This window comes from Neisseria subflava (genome assembly GCF_005221305.1).
In the GTDB taxonomy this organism is placed as follows: Bacteria; Pseudomonadota; Gammaproteobacteria; order Burkholderiales; family Neisseriaceae; genus Neisseria; species Neisseria subflava.
The window spans coordinates 1,274,680-1,295,952 of record NZ_CP039887.1; the positions used below are offsets into that span (position 1 = coordinate 1,274,680).

The 21,273-nt window shown below is 50.6% G+C and carries 17 protein-coding genes and 1 pseudogene; 6 read left to right on the top strand and 12 right to left on the bottom strand.

The window, feature by feature from the left end; all coding sequences use genetic code 11:
• Positions 1-2: 2 nt before the first annotated feature.
• Genes FAH66_RS06205 through FAH66_RS06215 form a run of 3 tightly spaced genes read right to left on the bottom strand, consistent with a single transcriptional unit; the run spans position 3 to position 5,957 of the window.
• On the bottom strand, positions 3-1,409 hold the full coding sequence (locus tag FAH66_RS06205) for an efflux transporter outer membrane subunit (RefSeq protein ID WP_137041049.1): 1,407 nt from the start codon (positions 1,407-1,409) through the stop codon (positions 3-5).
• A 55-nt stretch (positions 1,410-1,464) separates the two neighbouring features.
• Entirely contained in the window at positions 1,465-4,677 is a 3,213-nt protein-coding gene (locus FAH66_RS06210) for an efflux RND transporter permease subunit (protein ID WP_137041050.1), read from the bottom strand.
• An 11-nt stretch (positions 4,678-4,688) separates the two neighbouring features.
• Positions 4,689-5,957 (bottom strand): efflux RND transporter periplasmic adaptor subunit, encoded by a 1,269-nt coding sequence (locus tag FAH66_RS06215; RefSeq protein WP_003685286.1) that lies wholly within the window; start codon positions 5,955-5,957, stop codon positions 4,689-4,691.
• Positions 5,958-6,183: 226 nt separating this feature from the next.
• Between FAH66_RS06215 and mtrR the strand changes: the two genes are divergently transcribed.
• Positions 6,184-6,819, top strand: a complete 636-nt coding sequence (mtrR, locus tag FAH66_RS06220; protein ID WP_137041051.1) for a multidrug efflux system transcriptional repressor MtrR — start codon at positions 6,184-6,186, stop codon at positions 6,817-6,819.
• 65 nt (positions 6,820-6,884) lie between these two features.
• Here the strand turns inward: mtrR and ettA are convergent, their stop codons facing one another.
• Positions 6,885-8,561 (bottom strand): energy-dependent translational throttle protein EttA, encoded by a 1,677-nt coding sequence (gene ettA / locus FAH66_RS06225; RefSeq protein ID WP_107769254.1) that lies wholly within the window; start codon positions 8,559-8,561, stop codon positions 6,885-6,887.
• A 340-nt stretch (positions 8,562-8,901) separates the two neighbouring features.
• Here ettA and FAH66_RS06230 point away from each other — a divergent pair, with 340 nt between their 5' ends.
• From FAH66_RS06230 to FAH66_RS10825, 4 genes are all read left to right on the top strand, one after another.
• The gene (locus FAH66_RS06230; RefSeq protein WP_137041052.1) at positions 8,902-10,254 is read left to right on the top strand and encodes an SLC45 family MFS transporter; all 1,353 of its coding nucleotides are present in this window, start codon (positions 8,902-8,904) and stop codon (positions 10,252-10,254) included.
• A 74-nt stretch (positions 10,255-10,328) separates the two neighbouring features.
• Positions 10,329-12,587, top strand: a complete 2,259-nt coding sequence (locus FAH66_RS06235; RefSeq protein ID WP_137041053.1) for a glycoside hydrolase family 65 protein — start codon at positions 10,329-10,331, stop codon at positions 12,585-12,587.
• Between the two features lie 11 nt (positions 12,588-12,598).
• On the top strand, positions 12,599-13,264 hold the full coding sequence (pgmB, locus tag FAH66_RS06240) for a beta-phosphoglucomutase (protein WP_137041054.1): 666 nt from the start codon (positions 12,599-12,601) through the stop codon (positions 13,262-13,264).
• A 102-nt stretch (positions 13,265-13,366) separates the two neighbouring features.
• Complete coding sequence (locus tag FAH66_RS10825; RefSeq protein ID WP_167480319.1) at positions 13,367-13,525, top strand: hypothetical protein; 159 nt, start codon at positions 13,367-13,369, stop codon at positions 13,523-13,525.
• Here FAH66_RS10825 and FAH66_RS06245 read toward each other — a convergent pair.
• The 4 genes and pseudogenes from FAH66_RS06245 to FAH66_RS06260 form a co-directional block, all read right to left on the bottom strand.
• Positions 13,517-13,921, bottom strand: a complete 405-nt coding sequence (locus tag FAH66_RS06245; RefSeq protein WP_137041055.1) for a hypothetical protein — start codon at positions 13,919-13,921, stop codon at positions 13,517-13,519. The genes FAH66_RS10825 and FAH66_RS06245 overlap by 9 nt on opposite strands.
• A 90-nt stretch (positions 13,922-14,011) precedes the next feature.
• Positions 14,012-14,194: pseudogene (locus FAH66_RS06250) on the bottom strand (UvrB/UvrC motif-containing protein); the annotation flags it as partial.
• Positions 14,195-14,205: 11 nt separating this feature from the next.
• The gene (gene murI / locus FAH66_RS06255; RefSeq protein WP_049331752.1) at positions 14,206-15,015 is read right to left on the bottom strand and encodes a glutamate racemase; all 810 of its coding nucleotides are present in this window, start codon (positions 15,013-15,015) and stop codon (positions 14,206-14,208) included.
• 61 nt (positions 15,016-15,076) lie between these two features.
• Positions 15,077-16,306, bottom strand: coding sequence for a multidrug effflux MFS transporter (locus FAH66_RS06260; protein ID WP_137041056.1), 1,230 nt, complete (start codon positions 16,304-16,306; stop codon positions 15,077-15,079).
• 242 nt (positions 16,307-16,548) lie between these two features.
• On the opposite strand from FAH66_RS06260, the gene FAH66_RS06265 reads away from it, so the two are divergent.
• The gene (locus FAH66_RS06265; RefSeq protein ID WP_137041057.1) at positions 16,549-18,078 is read left to right on the top strand and encodes a helicase HerA-like domain-containing protein; all 1,530 of its coding nucleotides are present in this window, start codon (positions 16,549-16,551) and stop codon (positions 18,076-18,078) included.
• Between the two features lie 69 nt (positions 18,079-18,147).
• Here FAH66_RS06265 and FAH66_RS06270 read toward each other — a convergent pair whose 3' ends face one another.
• The 4 genes from FAH66_RS06270 to FAH66_RS06285 all read right to left on the bottom strand — a co-directional run bounded on the left by FAH66_RS06270 (position 18,148) and on the right by FAH66_RS06285 (position 21,253).
• On the bottom strand, positions 18,148-19,503 hold the full coding sequence (locus tag FAH66_RS06270; protein ID WP_137041058.1) for a PFL family protein: 1,356 nt from the start codon (positions 19,501-19,503) through the stop codon (positions 18,148-18,150).
• Positions 19,504-19,518: 15 nt separating this feature from the next.
• On the bottom strand, positions 19,519-19,791 hold the full coding sequence (locus FAH66_RS06275) for an ACT domain-containing protein (RefSeq protein ID WP_003680574.1): 273 nt from the start codon (positions 19,789-19,791) through the stop codon (positions 19,519-19,521).
• A 107-nt stretch (positions 19,792-19,898) separates the two neighbouring features.
• Positions 19,899-21,044, bottom strand: a complete 1,146-nt coding sequence (locus FAH66_RS06280) for a polyamine ABC transporter substrate-binding protein (RefSeq protein WP_137041059.1) — start codon at positions 21,042-21,044, stop codon at positions 19,899-19,901.
• On the bottom strand, positions 21,041-21,253 hold the full coding sequence (locus FAH66_RS06285) for a hypothetical protein (RefSeq protein WP_244284886.1): 213 nt from the start codon (positions 21,251-21,253) through the stop codon (positions 21,041-21,043). Before FAH66_RS06285 ends, FAH66_RS06280 begins: the two co-directional genes overlap by 4 nt.
• Positions 21,254-21,273 lie beyond the last annotated feature (20 nt).

Genomic DNA, 21,273 nt, shown 5'->3' on the forward strand with positions numbered 1-21,273 from the left:
ACTTATTCAGCAGCTTTGGTTTCGCGTTTCAAACCGCCACCAAGTGCTTTATACAAGTCGGCAAGATTTTCCAAACGGGTCAGCTGATTAGCCAAAAGAGCAGTATCCGCGCTATAACTGCTACGCTCGGCATCCAGCAAATCTAATGCACTGGATACGCCATGTTTGTAGCGCAGGCTGATGAGGCGCAGGCTGTCGTTGTAGGCACGGCTTTGTTTGCTCAAAGCGGCATAGCTTTTATCCAGCTGTTCACGTGCAACCAACGCATTGGAAACGTCTTTAAATGCGGATTGAACAGCGGTTTCATAAGCAACGATTTGTGCCTGTTGGCGCAGTTTGGCTACGTCAAGATTGGCTTTGTTTGTACCCCAGTCAAAGATAGGCAGGGTGATGGACGGTGCAAAAGCCCAAATACCCGTACCGCTCTTAAACAGGCCGCTCAACTCGCCGGAAGCTGTACCGACCGAACCGGTCAGACTGATGCGTGGGAAAAACGCCGCCCGTGCCGCGCCGATATTGGCATTGGCTTGTTTGAGCGCGTGTTCGGCTGCACGGATATCCGGACGGTTGAGCAATACTTCCGAACTCAAACCGGCAGGCAGTTTGGTCATTTTGAACTGCTTGCTCAAAGGCAGACCGGCAGGCAGGTCTTCGGGCAAGGGTTGATTAATCAACATAGCCAAGGAATTGCGCGCTTGCTCGCGGTTTTTCACCGCGGATGCGTAATCGGCTTTGGCTGATTCAATCAGCGCTTCCTGTTGGCGCAAATCAACGGCGGAAATCACGCCGGCCTTATGGCGTAATTGCGAGAGCTTGTAAGTCGCTTCACGGGTTTGCAACACACGTTGTGCCAATGCCATGGTTTCTTCCGCGTAGCGTTCGTTAAAGTAGGCTTTGGCAACGGTAGAAATCAGGGTCAAATGGGCGGCATCGCGGTTTGCGGCCACATTGAAATAACCTTGCAACGCGGCTTCACTGGTACTGCGGACACGGCCGAAGAGGTCAAGTTCATAAGAGGCTGCGCCCAAACCCACGCTGTATTGGCTGCTGACGCTGCCGCCGCTCAAGCTGCCTTGACGCGAACCTGTACCGCTGGCATTAACGGTTGGCAACAAGTTATTACGCGCAATCATGTACTGTTTGCGGTAGATTTCCGCATTCAGCGCAGCTGTACGCAAATCGGTATTGCGTTCCAATGCGATGTCAATCAGGCGGTGAAGGCGAGGATCAGCAAAGTAATCTTGCCAACCCAATTCAGCGGCACGGATACCGTCGTCAACGGTGTCGTATTTAAACGTATCGGCAACGGCAACTTGAGGCTGCTCATATTTCGGCATCATAGTACAGGCCGACAAAGCCACGGCGGCGGCAACGGCGGTCAGTACAGGTTTGAATGTAATCTTCTTCATTTTAGAATCCTTTAGCATTTTGAGGCCGTCTGAAAATTTTCAGACGGCCTTTGCTTTAGTGCTTGTCTGAATCGTGTTTACCGTCTTCAATCATGCCGGCTTCAGCGGCGTGTTTGGCGGCCATCTCATGCTCGTGTGCAGTTTCTTTAAAGAATTTGCGCACAACCACATAGAACAAAGGCACAAGGAACACAGACAGAATCGTACCGATCAACATACCCCAGAACACAGTCGTACCAATCGCACGTTGACTGGCGGAGCTGGCACCGCTGGCAACATAGAGCGGTACCACACCCAAGATGAAGGCGAACGAAGTCATGATAATCGGGCGGAAACGCAAGTGTGCGGCGGCAAGTGCAGCTTCAAGCGCGCTCTTACCTTGCGCTTGCAGGTCTTTGGCAAACTCGATAATCAAAATCGCGTTTTTCGCACTTAAACCCATCACCGTAACGAAACCGACTTGGAAGTAGATATCGTTGGCGTATGCCGGAATACTGCCCAGCAATGCTTCAAACATGTTGCGGCCGGTCACGCCCAATGCCGCGCCAATCAAGCCCAACGGAATCACAAGGATAACCGCCAACGGGATAGACCAGCTTTCGTACAAGGCAGCCAATACCAAGAATACAGCGGCAGCGGCCAATGCGTACAACATGACCGTTTGCGAGCTGCCTTTGGCCTCTTCACGAGACTGACCGCCCCATTCCAGACTGTAACCGCCGCCCATGTCATCAACCATTTGCTGTACCGCAGCCATGGCCTGACCGGAAGATACGCCATTAACAGGCGAACCGGAAAGCTCCATTGCAGGATAACCATTGAAGCGGACGCTTTGTTCCATACCGTTTACCCAAGAAACAGTAGCAATGGTAGAAAGCGGTACAGCAACGCCGGATTTGTTCGGCACGGTCAGGTTCAGAATATCGGCAGGCTGCATACGGGCACTCGCATCAGCTTGTACCATCACGCGTTGCAGACGGCCTTGATTCGGGAAGTCGTTTACATAAGACGAACCCAAAGCAGAAGCCAAAGCAGTACGGATATCAGAGAACGAAATACCTTGTGCGGCTGCTGCGGAACGGTTGATGTCGATTTTCAACTGCGGCGCATCTTCCAAACCGCTCGCACGAACGGTACTTGGGTTAAACAAACCGCTTTTGCGCATTTTGTCAATCAGCTCATTGCGTTTGGCCAACAATGCAGCATGGCCGCTGTTGTTACGGTCTTGCAGATAAATCGTCAAGCCGGAGCCTGTACCCAATTCCATAATGGCTGGAGGCACAATCGCCAAACCGAAACCGTCTTTCAGCGTAGCCATCATCATGCCGGTCAACTTACCGGAAATAGAAGTTGCATCGCTGCCCGGAGCAGTACGTTCGCTCCAGTCTTTCAGAATAACAAAGCCCAAAGCCATGTTTTGACCGGAGCCTGAAAAACTGAAACCGGAAACGGTAATAATGTTCTCAATCTCAGGTATAGATTTTGCCAGTTGAGTGATTTGAGCCAAAGTTGCATCAGTACGCTCTTTGGTCGCACCGGCAGGCAATTGTACGCTCAACATCAAGTTACCTTGGTCTTCAGACGGCAAGAAGGAAGTCGGCAGACGCATAAACAGGAATACGCCCACAACAGTCAAACCAATATAGACAACCATCATGCGCAAAGTCTTGCGCAAGATTTTGGCTGCCCAGCCTTCGTAGCCGTGTGTCCAGTTGTCGAATTTCTTGTTAAACCAACCGAAGAAACCTTTTTTCTCTTCGTGATGTCCCTTCTGAATCGGTTTGAGCATGGTGGCACACAATGCCGGAGTCAGCGTCAAGGCAAGAAATGCGGAGAAGCCGATCGATGCCGCCATAGTCAGGGCAAACTGTTTGTAAATGTTACCAGTTGCACCGCTAAACATTGCCAGCGGCACAAATACAGACATCAACACGGCAGTAATACCAATCACCGCACCGGAAATCTGACTCATCGCTTTTTTAGTTGCAGCCTTAGGCGACAGACCTTCGCTCGCCATAATACGCTCAACGTTTTCAACAACCACAATCGCGTCATCGACCACAATACCGATCACCAATACCATCGCAAACATGGTCAATACGTTAATCGACATACCCATGTATGAGATGAAGGCAAAACCGCCCAACAGGGAAATCGGCACAACAATGGTCGGAATCAACGTATAGCGGATGTTTTGCAGGAAGAGATACATCACCAAGAATACCAATACGATGGCTTCCAAAAGTGTATGGATCACTTTCTCAATCGAAATTTCCACAAATTTGGAAGTATCGTAAGGAACTTTCCAGCTCATGCCGTCTGGAAAATACTTCTGCAAAACCGCCATTTTTTCTTTCACGGCAGTCGCCGTTGCCAAAGCGTTACCGCTGTTAGACAGCATCACTGCCATACCGGTGGTGTTCACGCCGTTCAAGCGGGTGGAAGAAGAATAGTCCTGCATACCCAAGCTGACTTTGGCAACGTCTTTCAGATAGACATTTGAGCCGTCAGTATTGGATACCAAAATGATGTTGCCGAACTCTTCAGCAGTGCTCAGCTGACCTTGCGCTGTAACGGTTGCCGAAATAGTCTGTCCCGGCACAGCAGGCAGAGAACCGATAGAGCCTGCAGAAATTTGAATATTTTGTGTCGCAAGCGCATTGGTTACCGTTGCAAAAGACAGGTTGTAGTTTTGCAGTTTTTTCGGGTCAACCCAAATACGCATAGCGCGTTGCGCACCAAACAATCGAACCTGACCCACGCCATCGATACGTTGCAATTCAGGAACGATATTGCGTTGCGCATAGTCATTCATCTCTTCAGTGGATTGCTTTTCAGAGGAAAGCATGACCACTTGCAAGAAGTTGGAACGCGCCTTAGATACGGTTACACCATATTGTTGTACGGTAGAGGGTAATGTGGACAATACTTCAGACAGTTTGTTCTGTACGTCTACTTGTGCCAAATCTTCATTGGTTTCCGGTGTAAACGTCAGACTGACGCTGCCGCTGCCGCTGGAGTTGGCAGAAGTCGTCATATAGTCCAAACCTTCCACACCGTACATATTGCGTTCGATAACGGCCAGCACGCTGTCTTCCATTACCTGAGCAGAAGCGCCCGGATAAGTAGCGGTCAAAGTAATGGTCGGCGCTGCAACGGACGGATATTGGGAAATCGGCAGTTTTTGAATGCCGAAAATACCCGCTGCGATGATAAAAATCGCAATAACCCATGCAAAGATGGGGCGGTCAATAAAAAACTTAGACATTCACGCGTTCCTTATTTGGCTTCAGATGCAGCTTTAGCTTCAGGCTTGGCCTCGGATGCAGCCTGGCCGTCTGAAACTGCCGGTGTTGCCGCCGCAGCGTTTGCAGGCGGCGTCCATTCTTTCGGCGTTACCTGTTTAGCACCCGACATAGCGGCAATGCTGATGCCTTCAACAATCACTTTGTCGCCGTCTTTCAGGCCGTCTGTAATAACCCAGTTGGTACCTTGCTGTTGGGCTACGGTCACGACACGCGCTTCCATTTCGCTCTTGTCATTCACCACCATCACCGTATCTTGCGAACCACGGGTAACGGCTTGTTGCGGAACTACAAATGCATTATCCACTGCAACTTGTTCCATCAACACGCGCACATACAAGCCCGGCATCAAGATATTTCTGTCGTTAGGAATGGCAGCGCGCAAAGTAATTTGACCGGTCGTTTCGTTGACAGTCGGATCTGCAAACAGCAGACGGCCTTTTTCAGGGTAAACCGTACCGTCGTCAAATTTGATATCCACTGCAATCGCGCCGTTTGCCGCCAACAATTTGCCTTCGGCAACCTGTTGACGCAGTTTCATGACCTCACTCGCAGACTGGGTAACGTTGACATACATCGGATTGGTTTGTTGAATGGTGGCCAAAACAGTGGTATCGCCGGAATTCAGCAGCGTACCTTCAGAAACTTTAGATTGACCGATGAAGCCGGAAATCGGCGCAGTAATGCGGGAGCGGCTCAGGCTGATACCGGCAGATTTGATGGCTGCTTGAGCGGATTTGACGCCTGCTTCTGCTGAGCGCTTGGCCGTTACGGCCGCATCATATTCTTGTTGGCTGATGGCATCGGCGGCAACCAGCGGTTTGTAGCGGGCCAGGTCGGCATTCGCTTTGGCCAAAGTAGCTTGCGCACTCGCCAACTGGGCGCGTGCGCTTTCTAAATTTGCTTCATAAGATGAGCTGTCGATTTGGTACAAAGGTTGACCGGCTTGCACATAGCTGCCCTCTTGGAACAGGCGTTTTTGCAGAATACCGCCGACTTGGGCGCGAATTTCCGCAGTACGCAATGATTCCAGACGGCCCGGCAACTCGGTTGTCAATGCAACGGTTTCCGGATGTACAGTGACCACGCGCACTTCAGGCGCAGGTTGTTTTTGCTGTTGCTGACTGCCTTGCGCCTGTTGGCCGGCTGCTTTTTCATCGCCTTTGCCGCAAGCGGAAAGCGCCAACGCAGTAGCTGCTGCAATTGCCGCAACACGCATCATTTTAGAAGCATAAAGAGCCATAATTTTCCTATCTCTATGATAAATAATGGTTTGACTAATTAAAAATTGATTACTTTAATCTCATATTTCACAAGCAGAAATTGCCTGTTTTTATGAAAAACAGGCTGATTATATAGTGTTGAGAAACACTATCAAGTACTAAATCAAATTATACATACATTCTTGCATGTTCAGAAGTAATTTTTTATAATCCGAACCATAAATTTACATTTCCTACAAAACAACTATGAGAAGAACCAAAACCGAAGCTTTAAAAACCAAAGAATATCTCATGCTTGCCGCATTGGATACGTTTTATCAGAAAGGCATTGCCCGCACCTCGCTTAACGAAATCGCCCAAGCCGCAGGCGTAACGCGCGGCGCGCTGTATTGGCATTTCAAAAACAAAGAAGATTTGTTTGACGCCCTGTTCCAACGGATTTGCGATGACATCGAAAGCTGCATAAAAGAAGACTCGAACAACAATAACGAACAGGCTTGGTCAAGCTTCCGACTGACCCTGACCCGTTTCTTCGAGCGCCTGCAACACAACGAGCTTCACTATAAATTCCACAGCATTTTGTTTTTAAAATGCGAACACACCGAGCAAAACGAGGCAGTCATTGCCATCGCTAAAAAACACCAATCACTATGGCGTGAAAAAATCGTTGCTGTCCTGACTGATGCGGTACAACAAAAAGCGTTGGCGGATAATTTGGATACCGATATGGCGGTCATCTTCATCAAGTCTTCATTAGACGGCTTGATTTGGCGCTGGCTTTCTTCAGGTCAAGGCTTCGATTTGGCGCAAACTGCCCCCCGCATGATTGAAATCATCATTGATACATTGGAAAACCATCCGCAATTAAGAAAACAATCATAAACATCAAAAATAAAAGGCCGTCTGAAACATTAAAAGTTTCAGACGGCCTTTTGGTTCAAACCTAATTAACGTGTTACCGGTTTATAACGGATACGTTTCGGTTTCGCACCCTCTTCGCCCAAACGGCGTTTCTTGTCGGCTTCGTATTCCTGATAGTTGCCGTCAAAGAACACCCATTTAGAGTCGCCTTCACAAGCCAGAATATGCGTAGCGATGCGGTCGAGGAACCAACGGTCGTGCGAAATCACCATCACACTACCGGCAAATTCCAGCAACGCGTCTTCCAACGCGCGCAGGGTTTCCACGTCGAGGTCGTTAGACGGTTCGTCCAACAGCAATACATTGCCGCCGCTCAACAAAGTTTTTGCCAAGTGCAGACGGCCACGTTCGCCGCCAGACAATTGACCTGCGATTTTGCTTTGGTCGCTGCCTTTGAAGTTAAAGCGTCCCAAATACTGGCGGGCGGGAATTTCAAATTGCCCAACCTGCAAAATGTCGCGGCCTTCGGCAATGTTGTCGAACACGGTTTTGTCGTTTTGCAAACCTTCACGGCTTTGGTCGATCAAGCTCATTTTCACGGTTTGGCCGATTTTCACTTCGCCGGAATCAGGCTGCTCTTTACCCGAAATCATTTTGAACAGCGTCGATTTACCTGCGCCGTTCGGACCGATGATGCCGACAATCGCGCCCGCAGGTACTTTGAAGCTCAAATCGTCAATCAGCACTTTATCGCCAAACGATTTGGAAACATTCACAAATTCAATTACTTCATTACCCAAACGCTCGGCGACAGGAATGAAGATTTCCTGCGTTTCATTGCGTTTTTGGTATTCGTAGTTGCTCATTTCCTCGAAACGCGCCAGACGCGCTTTGGACTTGGCTTGACGGCCCTTGGCATTTTGGCGTACCCATTCCAACTCCTGCTTCATCGCTTTCACGCGCGCAGCTTCGGATTTCGCCTCGTTTTCCAAGCGTTTTTCTTTCTGCTCCAGCCAAGACGAGTAATTGCCTTTCCACGGGATACCGTGTCCGCGGTCGAGTTCCAAAATCCATTCGGCAGCATTGTCGAGGAAATAGCGGTCGTGCGTTACCGCAACGACTGTGCCGGGGAAGCGCACCAAGAATTGCTCCAGCCATTCGACAGATTCCGCGTCCAAGTGGTTGGTCGGCTCGTCCAGCAAAAGCATATCGGGCTTGCTCAACAAGAGTTTGCACAAGGCAACGCGGCGTTTTTCACCTCCGGACAGATTGCCGATTTTGGCATCCCATTCCGGCAGGCGCAGCGCATCGGCGGCGATTTCCAATTCGTGCTCCGCACCGCCGCCGGTTGACGAACCTGCCGCAATAATCGCTTCCAAGCGGCCCTGTTCTTCCGCCAGTGCGTCAAAATCCGCATCGGGATTGGCGTACTCGGCATACACTTCTTCCAAACGTTTCTGCGCGGCGGCCACTTCACCCAAACCGCTTTCCACTTCCTCGCGCACGGTTTTCTCAGGATCAAGCTCCGGCTCTTGCGGCAGATAGCCGATTTTAATGCCGCCCATCGGCACGGCTTCGCCCTCAAATTCCTTATCCACACCCGCCATAATCCGCAGCACGGTGGACTTACCCGCGCCGTTCAAACCGAGCAAACCGATTTTCGCGCCGGGGAAAAAGGAAAGGGAAATATCTTTAATGATGGTTTTCTGCGGCGGCACCACCTTGCTCACGCGCAGCATAGAATAGACGTATTGTTGGGACATGGTTTTCTCGTTTCCGTCAAACAAATTTCAGACGGCCCATTTTAACCTATTGCCCAAATACTTGCTTGTTCAAATGCCGTCTGAAAATAGAAATAAGCATCAAAATATACACCGAGCCGAACCGATACCCTCATTGCCCGACGGTATCAATGCCAAACCGCAGAAAATTTGATTTAAGCCAGTTTATCCTTGAACTGGCATTGCCAATATCCGGCGCGCTTCATAAAATGCACCTATATCCTTGAAAGCACGCACACAAACAATAACGACAGAGAACACCACACCAAGGAACATTTCAGATTTCTCAATAAAAATACTTTTTAAAAAAAGGATTTACCTCATGTCGGAACATACGCAAAAAACAGCAAAACAAGGTTTGCCGTCACTGGCAAAAAGTACGATTTGGATGCTGAGCTTCGGCTATCTCGGCGTTCAGACGGCCTTTACCCTGCAAAGCTCGCAGATGAGCCGCATCTTCCAGACGCTCGGCGCCGACCCGCACAGCCTCGGCTGGTTCTTTATCCTGCCGCCGTTGGCGGGGATGCTGGTGCAGCCGATTGTCGGCCATTACTCCGACCGCACTTGGAATCCGCGCCTGGGCGGCCGCCGTCTGCCGTATCTGCTTTACGGCACGCTGATTGCGGTCATCGTGATGATTTTGATGCCAAACTCGGGCAGCTTCGGCTTCGGCTATGCGTCGCTGGCGGCCTTGTCGTTCGGCGCGCTGATGATTGCGCTGTTGGACGTATCGTCGAATATGGCGATGCAGCCGTTTAAGATGATGGTCGGCGACATGGTCAACGAGGAGCAGAAAGGCTACGCCTACGGCATTCAAAGTTTCTTAGCCAATACAGGCGCAGTCGTTGCCGCCATCTTGCCATTCGTCTTTGCCTATATCGGCTTAGAAAACACGGCAGAAAAAGGCGTCGTGCCGCAGACCGTGGTCGTGGCGTTTTATGTGGGCGCGGCGTTGCTGGTGATTACCAGCGCGTTCACCATCTTCAAAGTCAAAGAGTATGATCCGGAAACCTACGCTCGCTACCACGGCATCGACGTAGCCGCAAATCAGGAAAAAGCCAACTGGTTCGAACTCTTAAAAACTGCACCTAAAGCGTTTTGGACAGTCACTTTGGTGCAATTCTTCTGCTGGTTCGCCTTCCAATATATGTGGACTTACTCGGCAGGCGCGATTGCAGAAAACGTTTGGCAGACAACCGATGCCTCTTCCGTAGGCTATCAGGAAGCGGGCAACTGGTACGGCGTTTTGGCGGCGGTACAATCCATTGCTGCCGTTATCTGCTCGTTTATTCTGGCAAAAGTACCGAATCAATACCATAAAGTCGGTTATTTCGGTTGCTTAGCTTTAGGCGCGCTCGGTTTCTTCTCTATCTTCTTCATCCACGATCAATACGCACTGATCCTGTCTTATACCTTAATCGGCATCGCGTGGGCAGGTATCATTACCTATCCTTTGACGATTGTAACCAATGCCCTCTCCGGCAAACACATGGGTACTTATTTGGGTCTGTTTAATGGCTCTATCTGTATGCCTCAAATCGTCGCCTCCCTGCTGAGCTTTATCCTCTTCCCTATGCTGGGCAGCCATCAGGCAACCATGTTCTTGGTTGCAGGCGCAGTCTTGCTGCTGGGAGCCTTCTCAGTATGTCTGATTAAAGAGACCCACCGCGAATAATCCATCCATACCATCGGCAAAGGCCGTCTGAAACCTTTGCCGAACTTACAATTTTAATAACAGGAGCTTCATAAATGTATACAAGAATCATGGAAATCAGCCCTTGGACGCTGCGTTCGGCAAAACTGGAAAAAGAACACAAACGGCTGCAAGAGAGCCTGACCAGTTTGGGCAACGGCTATATGGGTATGCGCGGCAGCTTTGAGGAAACCTACTCCGCCGACAGCCACTTGGGCACCTACATCGCGGGCGTGTGGTTCCCCGACAAAACCCGCGTCGGCTGGTGGAAAAACGGCTATCCTAAATATTTCGGCAAAGCCATCAACGCACTTAATTTCAGCAAAGTCAAAATCTTTGTTGACGGACAGGAAGTGGACTTGGCGAAAAACGACGTTACCAACTTCTCCGTCGAACTCGATATGCAGCACGGCGTGTTGCGCCGCTCGTTCACCGTATTCGGCGTGCGTTTCGATGTGTGCAAATTCCTGTCCGTCGCGCAAAAAGAGCTGGCGGTTATCCGCTGGGAAGCCGTATCTGTTGACGGCAAAACCCACCAAGTCCGCATCGATTCCATCATCGACGCCGACGTGAAAAACGAAGACTCCAACTACGAAGAAAAATTCTGGCAGGTATTAGACAAAGGCGTTTCAGACGGCCTCTCCTACATTGCCACCCAAACCGTCGCCAACCCTTTCGGCGTGGAACAATTTATCGTTAACGCCGAGCAAACCTTCGCCGGCAGCTTTAAAGCCCTCTGCCGCAGCCAAACCGACTGGCAAGTTTCTAATTCTTTTGAAGCCGAAGTCGGCGGTACGCCCGAAACCTTTGAAAAACGCGTGATTATTACCACTAGCCGCGATTATCAGGGCTTGGAAGCAGTGAAAGCCGCAGGCCGCGCCTTATCGGAAAAAGTCGCAGGCGTTGTGTTCGAAACCTTGCTGGACGCGCACAAAGCAGGCTGGCTGCACCGTTGGGAAATCGCCGACGTGGTCATCGAAGGCAGCGACGAAGCGCAGCAGGGCATCCGCTTCAACCTGTTCCAACTGTTCTCCACCTACTACGGCGAAGACGCGCGTCTGAACATCGGCCCCAAAGGCTTTACCGGCGAAAAATACGGCGGCGCGACCTATTGGGACACCGAAGCCTATGCCGTGCCGCTCTATCTTGCACTGGCTGAACCCGAAGTTACCCGCAACCTGCTGCAATACCGCCGCAACCAACTGCCGCAGGCGCAGCACAACGCGCGCGAACAGGGCTTGGCGGGCGCACTTTATCCGATGGTGACGTTTACAGGCATCGAATGCCACAACGAATGGGAAATCACCTTCGAGGAAATCCACCGCAACGGCGCGATTCCTTACGCCATCTACAACTACACCAACTACACCGGCGATGAAAGCTATCTTGCCAAAGAAGGCTTGGAAGTCTTGGTCGAAGTGTCCCGCTTCTGGGCGGACCGCGTCCACTTCTCCAAACGCAACGGCAAATACATGATTCACGGCGTAACCGGCCCGAACGAATACGAAAACAACATCAACAACAACTGGTACACCAACACCCTCGCCGCATGGGTATTGGACTACACCCGCGAAGCCTTGGCGAAATATCCGCGTCCGGATTTGAACGTGAGTGCCGCCGAGCTGGAAAAATGGGCGGACATCAGCGCCAATATGTACCGTCCGCATGACGAAGAACTCGGCGTATTCGTGCAGCACGACGGCTTCCTCGACAAAGACATCCGCCCCGTGTCCGCGCTTTCGCCCGACGATTTGCCGCTCAACCAGAAATGGTCGTGGGACAAAATCCTGCGTTCGCCCTTCATCAAACAGGCGGACGTCTTGCAAGGCATCTACTTCTTCGGCGACCGTTTCAATATCGACGAAAAACGCCGCAACTTCGACTTCTACGAACCGATGACCGTGCATGAAAGCTCGTTGTCGCCGTGTATCCACGCCATCCTTGCCGCCGAACTGGGCAAAGAAGAAAAAGCCGTGGAAATGTACCAGCGCACCGCCCGCCTAGACTTGGACAACTACAACAACGACACCGAAGACGGCCTGCACATCACCTCCATGACCGGCTCGTGGCTTGCCATCGTCCAAGGTTTCGCCCAAATGAAAACCTGGGGCGGCAAACTCAGCTTCGCACCGTTCCTGCCGAGTGCGTGGACAGGCTACGCCTTCCATATCAACTACCGCGGCCGTCTGATTAAAGTCGCCGTCGGCAAAGAAAACGTGGTCTTCACCCTGCTCAAAGGCGAGCCGCTCGATTTGCAGGTGTACGGCAAAGACATCACGCTTAACGGCAGCCACACCGTTGCGTTGGAAAAATAAGGAGGTGCAAAATGACTTTTACCGCAGTGCTCTTTGACCTCGACGGTGTCATCACTGACACCGCCGAATACCACTACCGCGCATGGAAAAAGCTTGCCGAAGAACTGGGCATCAGCATCGACCGCAAGTTTAACGAACAGCTCAAAGGCGTATCGCGCGACGATTCGCTCAAACGCATCCTCGCGCACGGCGGCAAAACCGTCGGTGAAGCCGAGTTCGCCGAACTGACCCGCCGCAAAAACGACAACTACGTCGAGATGATTCAGGCAGTCAAACCCGAAGACGTGTACCCCGGCATTTTGCCCCTACTGGAAGCATTGAAAGCAAACGGCAAAAAAATCGCCCTCGCGTCCGCCAGTAAAAACGGCCCGTTCCTGCTCGAACGCATGGGGTTGACCCACTTCTTCGACGCCGTCGCCGACCCTGCCGCCGTCGCGCATTCCAAACCCGCCCCCGACATCTTCCTCGCCGCCGCCGAGGGCGTGGGCGCGGACATCCGCTGCTGCATCGGCATCGAAGACGCCGCCGCCGGCGTTGCCGCCATCAAAGCCGCCGGCGCCTTGCCCATCGGCGTGGGCAAAGCCGAAGACTTGGGCAGCGACATCGCACTGGTCTCCGGCACCGCCGAGCTGACCTACGCCTACCTGCAAAACGTGTGGGCGCAGTCGGGCAGGTAAAATACTAAGGAAGTAAAAAGGCCGTCTGAAAACTGGATTCCAGACGGCCTTTATTCTAAAAGTTTCCAGACGACGTTTGAGGTCTTCTGAAAGTTTGAAACAATGGTGAGAACGACAGACAACGCGTGCGTGCGTACCGCACACACCCTACACCTCGGTTTTAAAGTTTGTGCCGCCGCAGGTAAGGTGTGTGGCACAGCCACGCACGCGGTTGGTGGAGATGCAGGCTACGGCTTGCTACGCTTGCTGATTTTAATATGATTGAACTTTCTGTAATCCTGAACGGGTGAGATATTCATCAATTCTATCCCCACCAGTAGTTACAATCTTGGCAAAATTAACTTTACTTGCTAACACCCTTAAATCTGTTGCACTTTTAGGCATTGGTAATTCAGCACGATGACCGTCAACAGAAATTAAAGATTCTCTCGCCACAACAGCATCTCGATATTTCACGACATAATCCACTTTTTCTGCAGATGAATCTGGATGCTTAGTAGCCCATTCTTCATTAAAAGGAGTCCAATTTTCGTAAGGTGTCCGAATAATTTGAAGGTTTAAATCATCTTTGTAGGAAAAAGTACCTGAGTCATCATCTACATTCCATTCATTTTGGGTAGATGTTGCTAAAATATTTTTGATTTCTTCATTGGTCATGATGAGCCTTTCACAAGTATTGGTTAAAAAGCGACTTTTAGATTCGCTCTCAGAATATAAGAATACGTCATTAAAAAAACAATACTTAATTTAAAAAAATAAATTCTCCTTAATCCCCCTAATCCTATCCCTCAACACAGCCGCCTCTTCAAACTGCAAATCCCTAGCCGCCTGCTGCATGGCTTTTTCGAGTTTGGCGATTTCTTTAATCGCGTCTTCTTCGTTATGAATTTCGCCGACTTTAACCTTATTTTTACCTTTCAGACGGCCTTTAATATTTCTAATCAACCCAACGTTACCATCTCAATCTGTTCCATACTTCTGCCCAGGAAGCGTTCACCGATGGTGCGGAAGCGCAGGGGGATGTCACTGACGTAGAAGCGGTAATCCGGGTTGTCGTTTTCTGTATTCAGTAAACCTGCTTGCGCCAAGGCTTTGGCGGTGGCTTCGGCGGTGGTGATGGCGGAATCGACCAAGGTGACGTTTTGTGCTTCGCGGCCGATAAGCGGTTTGAGCAGTGGGAAGTGGGTACAACCCAACACCAGCGTATCGATATCATCAGCCAAGAGTGGCTTCAGGTATTCGCGCACGGTCAGGCGGGTGACTTCGTGATCGAGCCAGCCCTCTTCTACCAATGGCACAAGCAGGGGCGCGGCTTGTGTGCGCACCAGCGTGTCGTTGTTTTTTGAATGGATGGCGCGCGCGTAGGCATTGCTGTTGACGGTGGTATTGGTCGCGATAATGCCGATTCGATTATTTTTGGTAGTTTGCAAAGCGGCTTCTGCACCGGCGGAGATGACGTCCAATACGGGCATATTGCCTGCTTTTTGACGGATTTTCTGTCCGGCAACGGCGGCGATGGTGTTGCACGCGATAACCAGTGCTTTGACATCGTTTTCCAGCAGGAAATCGACAATCTGCATGGCGAAGGTTTCGATGGTGGCGCGGGATTTGGTGCCGTAGGGAACGCGTGCGGTATCGCCGAAATAGATGATGTTTTCCATCGGCAGGCGTTCCATCAGGGCGCGGACGTTGGTCAAGCCGCCGACGCCGGAATCGAATACGCCGATGGGGCGTTGTTTGCTGGTACTCATGGTTAATTTCTTCAATATAAAGTTGGGGCCGTCTGAAACCGTTTTTCAGACGACCTGAAGGTTAAACATATTCTTTTTTATCGTTTTCCATCCAAGCCTGATGCGAGCAAACCCACAACAGCACGATACCGCACACGGTAGAGCTCAACATCATACCGGCCATCACCAAGGCGGAACCATTGTGCAGCCAAGTCGTTGCCATGCCGACCGATGCGCCGATAAGGGATTGGAACACGCCTAAAACGGCATTTGCACTGCCGCCCTCTGCGCTGAAATAGCTCATAAAGCAGGCTTGAGTGTTCGCTCCGACCAAGCCTTGCGTACCGACTGAAAACATCACGCATGGCACCAAAGCCCACAAAGGCGGCAGAGACAGCGACAACACTAAAACCACCATCAGCAGATTGGCGGCAAATTGGACGATAATGCCCCATTTGAGGATATTTTGCGGATGCGTACCGGTTTTCAAACGCCATGCGGTAACGCGGTTAAACGACATCATGGTAATGATATTAAGCGCAAATATCCAAGCGTATTGGTTTGGTGAAACATGATACAGATGTTGGTACACAAACGACGATTCGGTCAAAAAGGCAAACATCGAACCAAAACTGAAAGCTTGGAAAAACAGATAGCCCATTGCAGCGCGCGTTCTCAAAACACGTTTAAACCTGCCTGCCACCACACCGAACACGTCCATACTGATTTTGCCTTTTTGGTGCGGCTTGGGCAGGAAATACCACATCAAACCCCAAAGCAGCAGCGAATAGCAGGCCAGAAAGCCAAAAATCATGCGCCAGCCGCCCAAATTCTGCAAGCCTGCACCAATCATCGGCGCCATCAATGGCACAATCATCAGAATGATACCGATTAAGGCAAACATCTGCGCGGCTTTGCGTCCGGAATAATAATCGCGCACCATCGCGCCGGAAATCACCACGGTCATCCCCGCACCAAACGCCTGCAAAGCACGCAAGTTTAACAGCTGCTCGACATTATTCACCATCGTCAAACCGACAACGGCGGCAAAGTAAATGCTCAAGCCCACCAAGGCGACAGGTTTGCGGCCTTTAATATCCGAAATCGAACCGCCGACCACCTGACCAAACGCCACGCCAAACATAAAAAAGCTCAGGCTTTGCTCAATGCGGTGGATGTCCGAACCCAGCGACTTCGCCATTTCGGGAATCGCAGGCAGATAAGCATCGACAGAAAACGGCATCAGCGCGACCAACATCGCCATCAGCACGGCCATGGTTTTTTCGCCCAAAGGGGCTTGTTGTGCAGTCATTCCGACTTTCGCTTTCGTAAAAAATATTCAAAAAACAAAGAAAACAACCGCCTTGTCAGACGGTTGCGGATTGGATGGAATTATAGCAGATTTCAACCTTGTCCAATCACTGCAAAAAAAACCTTTGCAAAACTTAAGGCCGTCTGAAACTTTGCTTGGTTGAATCCCCACGCCGCAAACGTTAAAATGCTTGTTTTTTAAGACAACAAATTGTTTCACATCACGGATTCTAAGGAATAATCATGACTACATTTCAAATTGCGCGTGCCGGCGGGAAAACGCTCGAAATCCAAGGCAAAATGGCCAACCGCCACGGCTTGATTGCCGGTGCGACCGGTACGGGTAAAACCGTTACCCTGCGCCGTATGGCAGAAGCCTTCAGCAGCGAAGGCGTCCCTGTATTCTTGGTCGATGTCAAAGGCGATTTGTCGGGCATCGCGCAAGCCGGTGCCAACAGCGGCAAAGTGGGCGAACGCATTGCCGAGTTTGATTTGGGCGAGCAATGGCTGCAAAATTTCCCCGTGCGCTTTTGGGATGTTTACGGCGAAACCGGTATTCCCGTACGCGTCACCGTTTCAGAAATGGGCCCTATGCTTTTGGCCCGCCTGATGAATCTGAACGACACGCAAGAAGGCCTGCTCAACCTCGTGTTTAAAGTTGCCGACGACAGAGGCTGGCACATTCTGGACTTAAAAGACCTGCGCAGCATGTTGAAACACGTTTCCGACCACGCTTCGGAATACCGCACGCAATACGGCAACGTTTCTGCCGCCAGTATCGGCGCGATTCAACGCCAACTGCTGACTTTGGAAAACGAAGGCGCAGAAAAATTCTTCGGCGAACCTTCCCTCAACCTGCAAGACTGGATGCAAACCGACAACGGCAAAGGCATCATCAACATCCTTAACTCCGAAAAACTGATGCGCTCGCCGCGTATGTACAGCGCGTTTTTGCTGTGGATGCTGGCAGAATTGTTTGAAACCCTGCCCGAAGTCGGCGATTTGGACAAACCAAAATTCGTGATGTTCTTCGACGAAGCGCATTTGATGTTCGACAATGCCGCCAATGCGCTGGTCGAACAAATCGAACAAGTCGTGCGCCTGATCCGTTCCAAAGGCGTGGGCGTATATTTCGTCACCCAAAACCCGCTTGACTTGCCCGATACCATTCTCGGCCAACTGGGTAACCGCGTACAACATGCCCTGCGCGCCTTCACACCGCGCGACCAAAAAGCAGTCAAAGCTGCTGCCGAAACATTCCGCAGCAACCCAAATATCAAAGTTGCCGAAGCGATTGCCGAACTGGGCGTCGGCGAAGCCCTCGTTTCCTTCCTTGATGAAAAAGGTATGCCTGAGCCGGTAGAACGCGCCCTCATCCTGCCGCCGCAATCCGCCCTGACCCCGCTTGCCGCAGAAGAGCGCAACCGTTTGTTCCAAAACGACGATTTGTATCCAACCTATAAAGACATGGTGGACAACTACTCCGCTTTTGAAGCATTGGCCGAAGCAGACAGTCAAGCAGCCGCTGAAAAAGAAGCCGAAAATGCCGCCAAAAAGCAGGAAAAAGCACAAAAAGCCGCTGAAAAAGAAGCTGCCAATGCCGATCCAGGCATCCTCGGCGGACTGATCGGCGGCTTGAGCGGCGGACGTAAAAAATCTGGCCAAGGTTTGGGCTACAACGTTGCCGATGCCATCGGCAGCCAAATCAACCGCCAAGTAACCAACGCCATTTCCCGCAGCGTAATGGGCATTATTAAAAATATGTTCAAATAATCAGCCTGTGAACATAAAAGGCCGTCTGAAAATCAATTTCAGACGGCCTTTTTTTATTCATCAATCCAATCAGTTTTTCATCGATTGAACCGGAGCCGGGATTCTGCCGCCTCGGTTGACAAACACTTCGCACGAACCTTCTTTGACCGGCATTACAGGCGCGTAGCCCAACAGGCCGCCGAACTCAACGCTATCGCCGACGGTTTTGCCGGTTACCGGAATAATGCGCACGGCAGTGGTTTTGCTGTTGATCATACCGATGGCGGCTTCGTCGGCGATGATGCCGGAAATGGTATGAGCAGGCGTATCGCCGGGGACGGCAATCATGTCCAAACCAACGGAGCAGACGGCAGTCATGGCTTCGAGTTTGTCCAGCGTCAGCACACCGGCTTCAGCAGCCGCAATCATGCCCTCGTCTTCCGAAACAGGAATAAACGCACCGCTCAAACCACCGACCGCGCTGGAAGCCATCATGCCGCCTTTTTTCACGGCATCATTCAGCAATGCCAAAGCCGCCGTCGTGCCGTGCGTACCGCAGACGCTCAAGCCCATTTCTTCAAGAATGCGCGCCACCGAGTCGCCGACGGCAGGGGTTGGTGCCAACGACAAGTCGAGAATACCGAATGGGATATTCAGCATTTTTGAAGCTTCGCGGCCGATGAGTTCGCCCACGCGGGTAATTTTGAAAGCAGTTTTCTTCACTACTTCCGCAACTTCGGTCAATGTCGTTGCATCTGAATTTTCCAACGCGGCTTTTACGACACCCGGGCCGGAAACGCCGACATTGATAACGGCATCCGCTTCGCCCGAACCGTGAAACGCGCCCGCCATAAACGGGTTGTCTTCCACTGCATTGCAAAACACGACGATTTTGGCGCAGCTGAAACCTTCGGGCGTGATTTCAGCCGTGCGTTTGATGGTTTCGCCTGCCAGCTTGACCGCATCCATATTGATACCGGCACGCGTGCTGCCGATATTGATGGAGCTGCACACGATATCGGTGGTTTTCATTGCTTCAGGAATGGAACGGATCAGCACTTCGTCCGAAGGAGACATGCCTTTTTGCACTAACGCGGAAAAGCCGCCGATAAAGGACACGCCGATGGCTTTGGCAGCTTTATCCAAAGTTTGCGCCACGCTGACGTAAGAATCAGCATGGGTGGCCGCCGCGATTTGGGCAATCGGCGTAACGGAAATACGCTGATTCACAATCGGTACGCCGTATTTGGCAGACAGATATTTTGCCGTCGCCACCAAGTCTTTGCCGACTGTAGTGATTTTATTGTAAATGTTTTGGTTCAACACATTGATATCGCTGCTGATACAGTCGTGTAAATCAATGCCGATGGTAATGGTGCGCACGTCAAAATTCTGGTCGGCCACCATTTTGACGGTTTCTAAAATCTCGCCGGATTGAATACTCATGGCTCTCCCTCCGACTTAAATACGGTGCATGGCTTGGAAAATTTCTTCGTTTTGCATGCGGATATCAAGCGCGAGTTTTTTGCTCTCTTCCGCAAACAAATCCAAAACCTCTTGACGCGATTTGGTGCATTTTGAAGTATCCACCAAAATAATCATGGTAAAAAAATCGTCCATTAGCTGTTGGCTGATGTTGAGAATATTGATTTGGTTTTCCGCTAAAATTTTGGAAACGTCGTACACAATGCCCACACGGTCTTTGCCGATGACGGTGATGACTGAATTGTTCATAACGCTGTTTCTCCTGATAGGATATTTGAAAAGTGTTGACAATTATAACACTCAGGCCGTCTGAAAAACTGTTTCAGACGGCCTGAGTATTCAAATTTCAATTTTAATTATCGTCCTGCTTTCAAACCCTGCCACAGGCGAACGCTGAGTTTGCTCGCATCGGTTGACTTAGGCGAAACGATGAAACTTTTTTCCATCAATTCTTTATTCGGGAAAATCGATGTATCGGATGTGTACTTTTCATCCATCAAATCACGCGCCGGACGGCTGGCCGGAGCATAAGTCACATAGTTGCCGTTTTTAGCCGCTGTTTCCGGATTGAGCGTGTGATTGATGTATTTGTGTGCATTGGCCACATTTTGCGCATCACGCGGAATCATCAGCGAATCCACCCAAATACCAACGCCGCTTTTCGGCGCCAATACTTCGACTTCGACGCCGTTTCCAGCCTCTTTGGCACGGGTTTTGGCAATATTGAGGTCGCCGCCGTAGCCTACCGATACGCAAAGATTACCGGCCGCCATATCGTCGATATAGCCGGACGAAGTAAAGCGTTTGATATCGGGACGCACTTTTTTCATCATTTCAACAGCAGCTTTGATGTCATCAGGGTTTTCGCTGTTCGGATCTTTGCCCAAATAATGCAAAGCCAAAGGAATCTGCTCGATGGCGCTGTCAAAATAGCTGATGCCGCAGGTTTTCAATTTTTGGGTGTATTCAGGATTGAACACCAAATCCCATTCGTTTTCAGGCAGCTTGTCCGTACCCAAAGCCTTTTGAACCTGCTGTTTGTTAATCGCCAGCGTATTGATGCCCCAAAAATAAGGGACGGCATATTCGTTGCCCGGATCGACGGTTTCCATCATTTTTAACAAATCAGGATCGATGTTGGCGTAATCGGGAATTTTCGATTTGTCGATTTTTTGATACGCGCCGGCTTTAATCTGACGGCCGACATTAGCAATAGAAGGTGCAACCAGGTCATAACCCGACTTGCCGGTCAGCAGCTTGGCTTCCAGTGCTTCGTTGCTGTCGTAGTAATCGTAGCGGACATTGATATTCGTATTTTTTTCAAACGCAGACAGCGTAGCCGGATCAACATAATCCGACCAGTTGTAGATATTGAGTTTATCCGTTTGAGAGGAAGAAGTTTGAGTTTGAGATGCGGAAGATTCTGCGGCGGTTTCTTTTCCACCGCTACACGCAGTCAAGACGAGGCTCAAGATTGCCGCCGCCATCAAAGATTTTTTCATGGTTTCAGACCTTTTGTTCGGGGGGTAAAAATATTGCAGCGGTGGCGGATGCCACTTACAAAAGGGAAACTGTGGGGGCGGCCGGCATGTGTCCTTTGCCCTTGATTCAGCAAGGTTTGCATTAAACGGCAAAAAGCTTTTGAATGCAAGACCTTAAAGCGGAAAAAAATTTCATTTTTCAGACGGCCTGAAGCTATGGTTTTATTCATAAACAACATTTTTTCAGAAA

Excerpts from the sequence above, each read along its gene's own strand:
- pgmB (WP_137041054.1), top strand. The coding sequence starts at position 12,599 with ATGACTTTTACCGCAGTGCTCTTTGACCTCGACGGTGTCATCACTGAC.
- FAH66_RS06245 (WP_137041055.1), bottom strand. The coding sequence starts at position 13,921 with ATGACCAATGAAGAAATCAAAAATATTTTAGCAACATCTACCCAAAAT.
- FAH66_RS06285 (WP_244284886.1), bottom strand. The coding sequence starts at position 21,253 with ATGAATAAAACCATAGCTTCAGGCCGTCTGAAAAATGAAATTTTTTTC.
- FAH66_RS06265 (WP_137041057.1), top strand. The coding sequence starts at position 16,549 with ATGACTACATTTCAAATTGCGCGTGCCGGCGGGAAAACGCTCGAAATC.
- FAH66_RS06230 (WP_137041052.1), top strand. The coding sequence starts at position 8,902 with ATGTCGGAACATACGCAAAAAACAGCAAAACAAGGTTTGCCGTCACTG.
- mtrR (WP_137041051.1), top strand. The coding sequence starts at position 6,184 with ATGAGAAGAACCAAAACCGAAGCTTTAAAAACCAAAGAATATCTCATG.
- FAH66_RS06205 (WP_137041049.1), bottom strand. The coding sequence starts at position 1,409 with ATGAAGAAGATTACATTCAAACCTGTACTGACCGCCGTTGCCGCCGCC.
- FAH66_RS06215 (WP_003685286.1), bottom strand. The coding sequence starts at position 5,957 with ATGGCTCTTTATGCTTCTAAAATGATGCGTGTTGCGGCAATTGCAGCA.
- FAH66_RS06280 (WP_137041059.1), bottom strand. The coding sequence starts at position 21,044 with ATGAAAAAATCTTTGATGGCGGCGGCAATCTTGAGCCTCGTCTTGACT.
- FAH66_RS06275 (WP_003680574.1), bottom strand. The coding sequence starts at position 19,791 with ATGAACAATTCAGTCATCACCGTCATCGGCAAAGACCGTGTGGGCATT.
- FAH66_RS06235 (WP_137041053.1), top strand. The coding sequence starts at position 10,329 with ATGTATACAAGAATCATGGAAATCAGCCCTTGGACGCTGCGTTCGGCA.
- FAH66_RS06210 (WP_137041050.1), bottom strand. The coding sequence starts at position 4,677 with ATGTCTAAGTTTTTTATTGACCGCCCCATCTTTGCATGGGTTATTGCG.
- ettA (WP_107769254.1), bottom strand. The coding sequence starts at position 8,561 with ATGTCCCAACAATACGTCTATTCTATGCTGCGCGTGAGCAAGGTGGTG.
- FAH66_RS06270 (WP_137041058.1), bottom strand. The coding sequence starts at position 19,503 with ATGAGTATTCAATCCGGCGAGATTTTAGAAACCGTCAAAATGGTGGCC.
- murI (WP_049331752.1), bottom strand. The coding sequence starts at position 15,015 with ATGAGTACCAGCAAACAACGCCCCATCGGCGTATTCGATTCCGGCGTC.
- FAH66_RS10825 (WP_167480319.1), top strand. The coding sequence starts at position 13,367 with ATGGTGAGAACGACAGACAACGCGTGCGTGCGTACCGCACACACCCTA.
- FAH66_RS06260 (WP_137041056.1), bottom strand. The coding sequence starts at position 16,306 with ATGACTGCACAACAAGCCCCTTTGGGCGAAAAAACCATGGCCGTGCTG.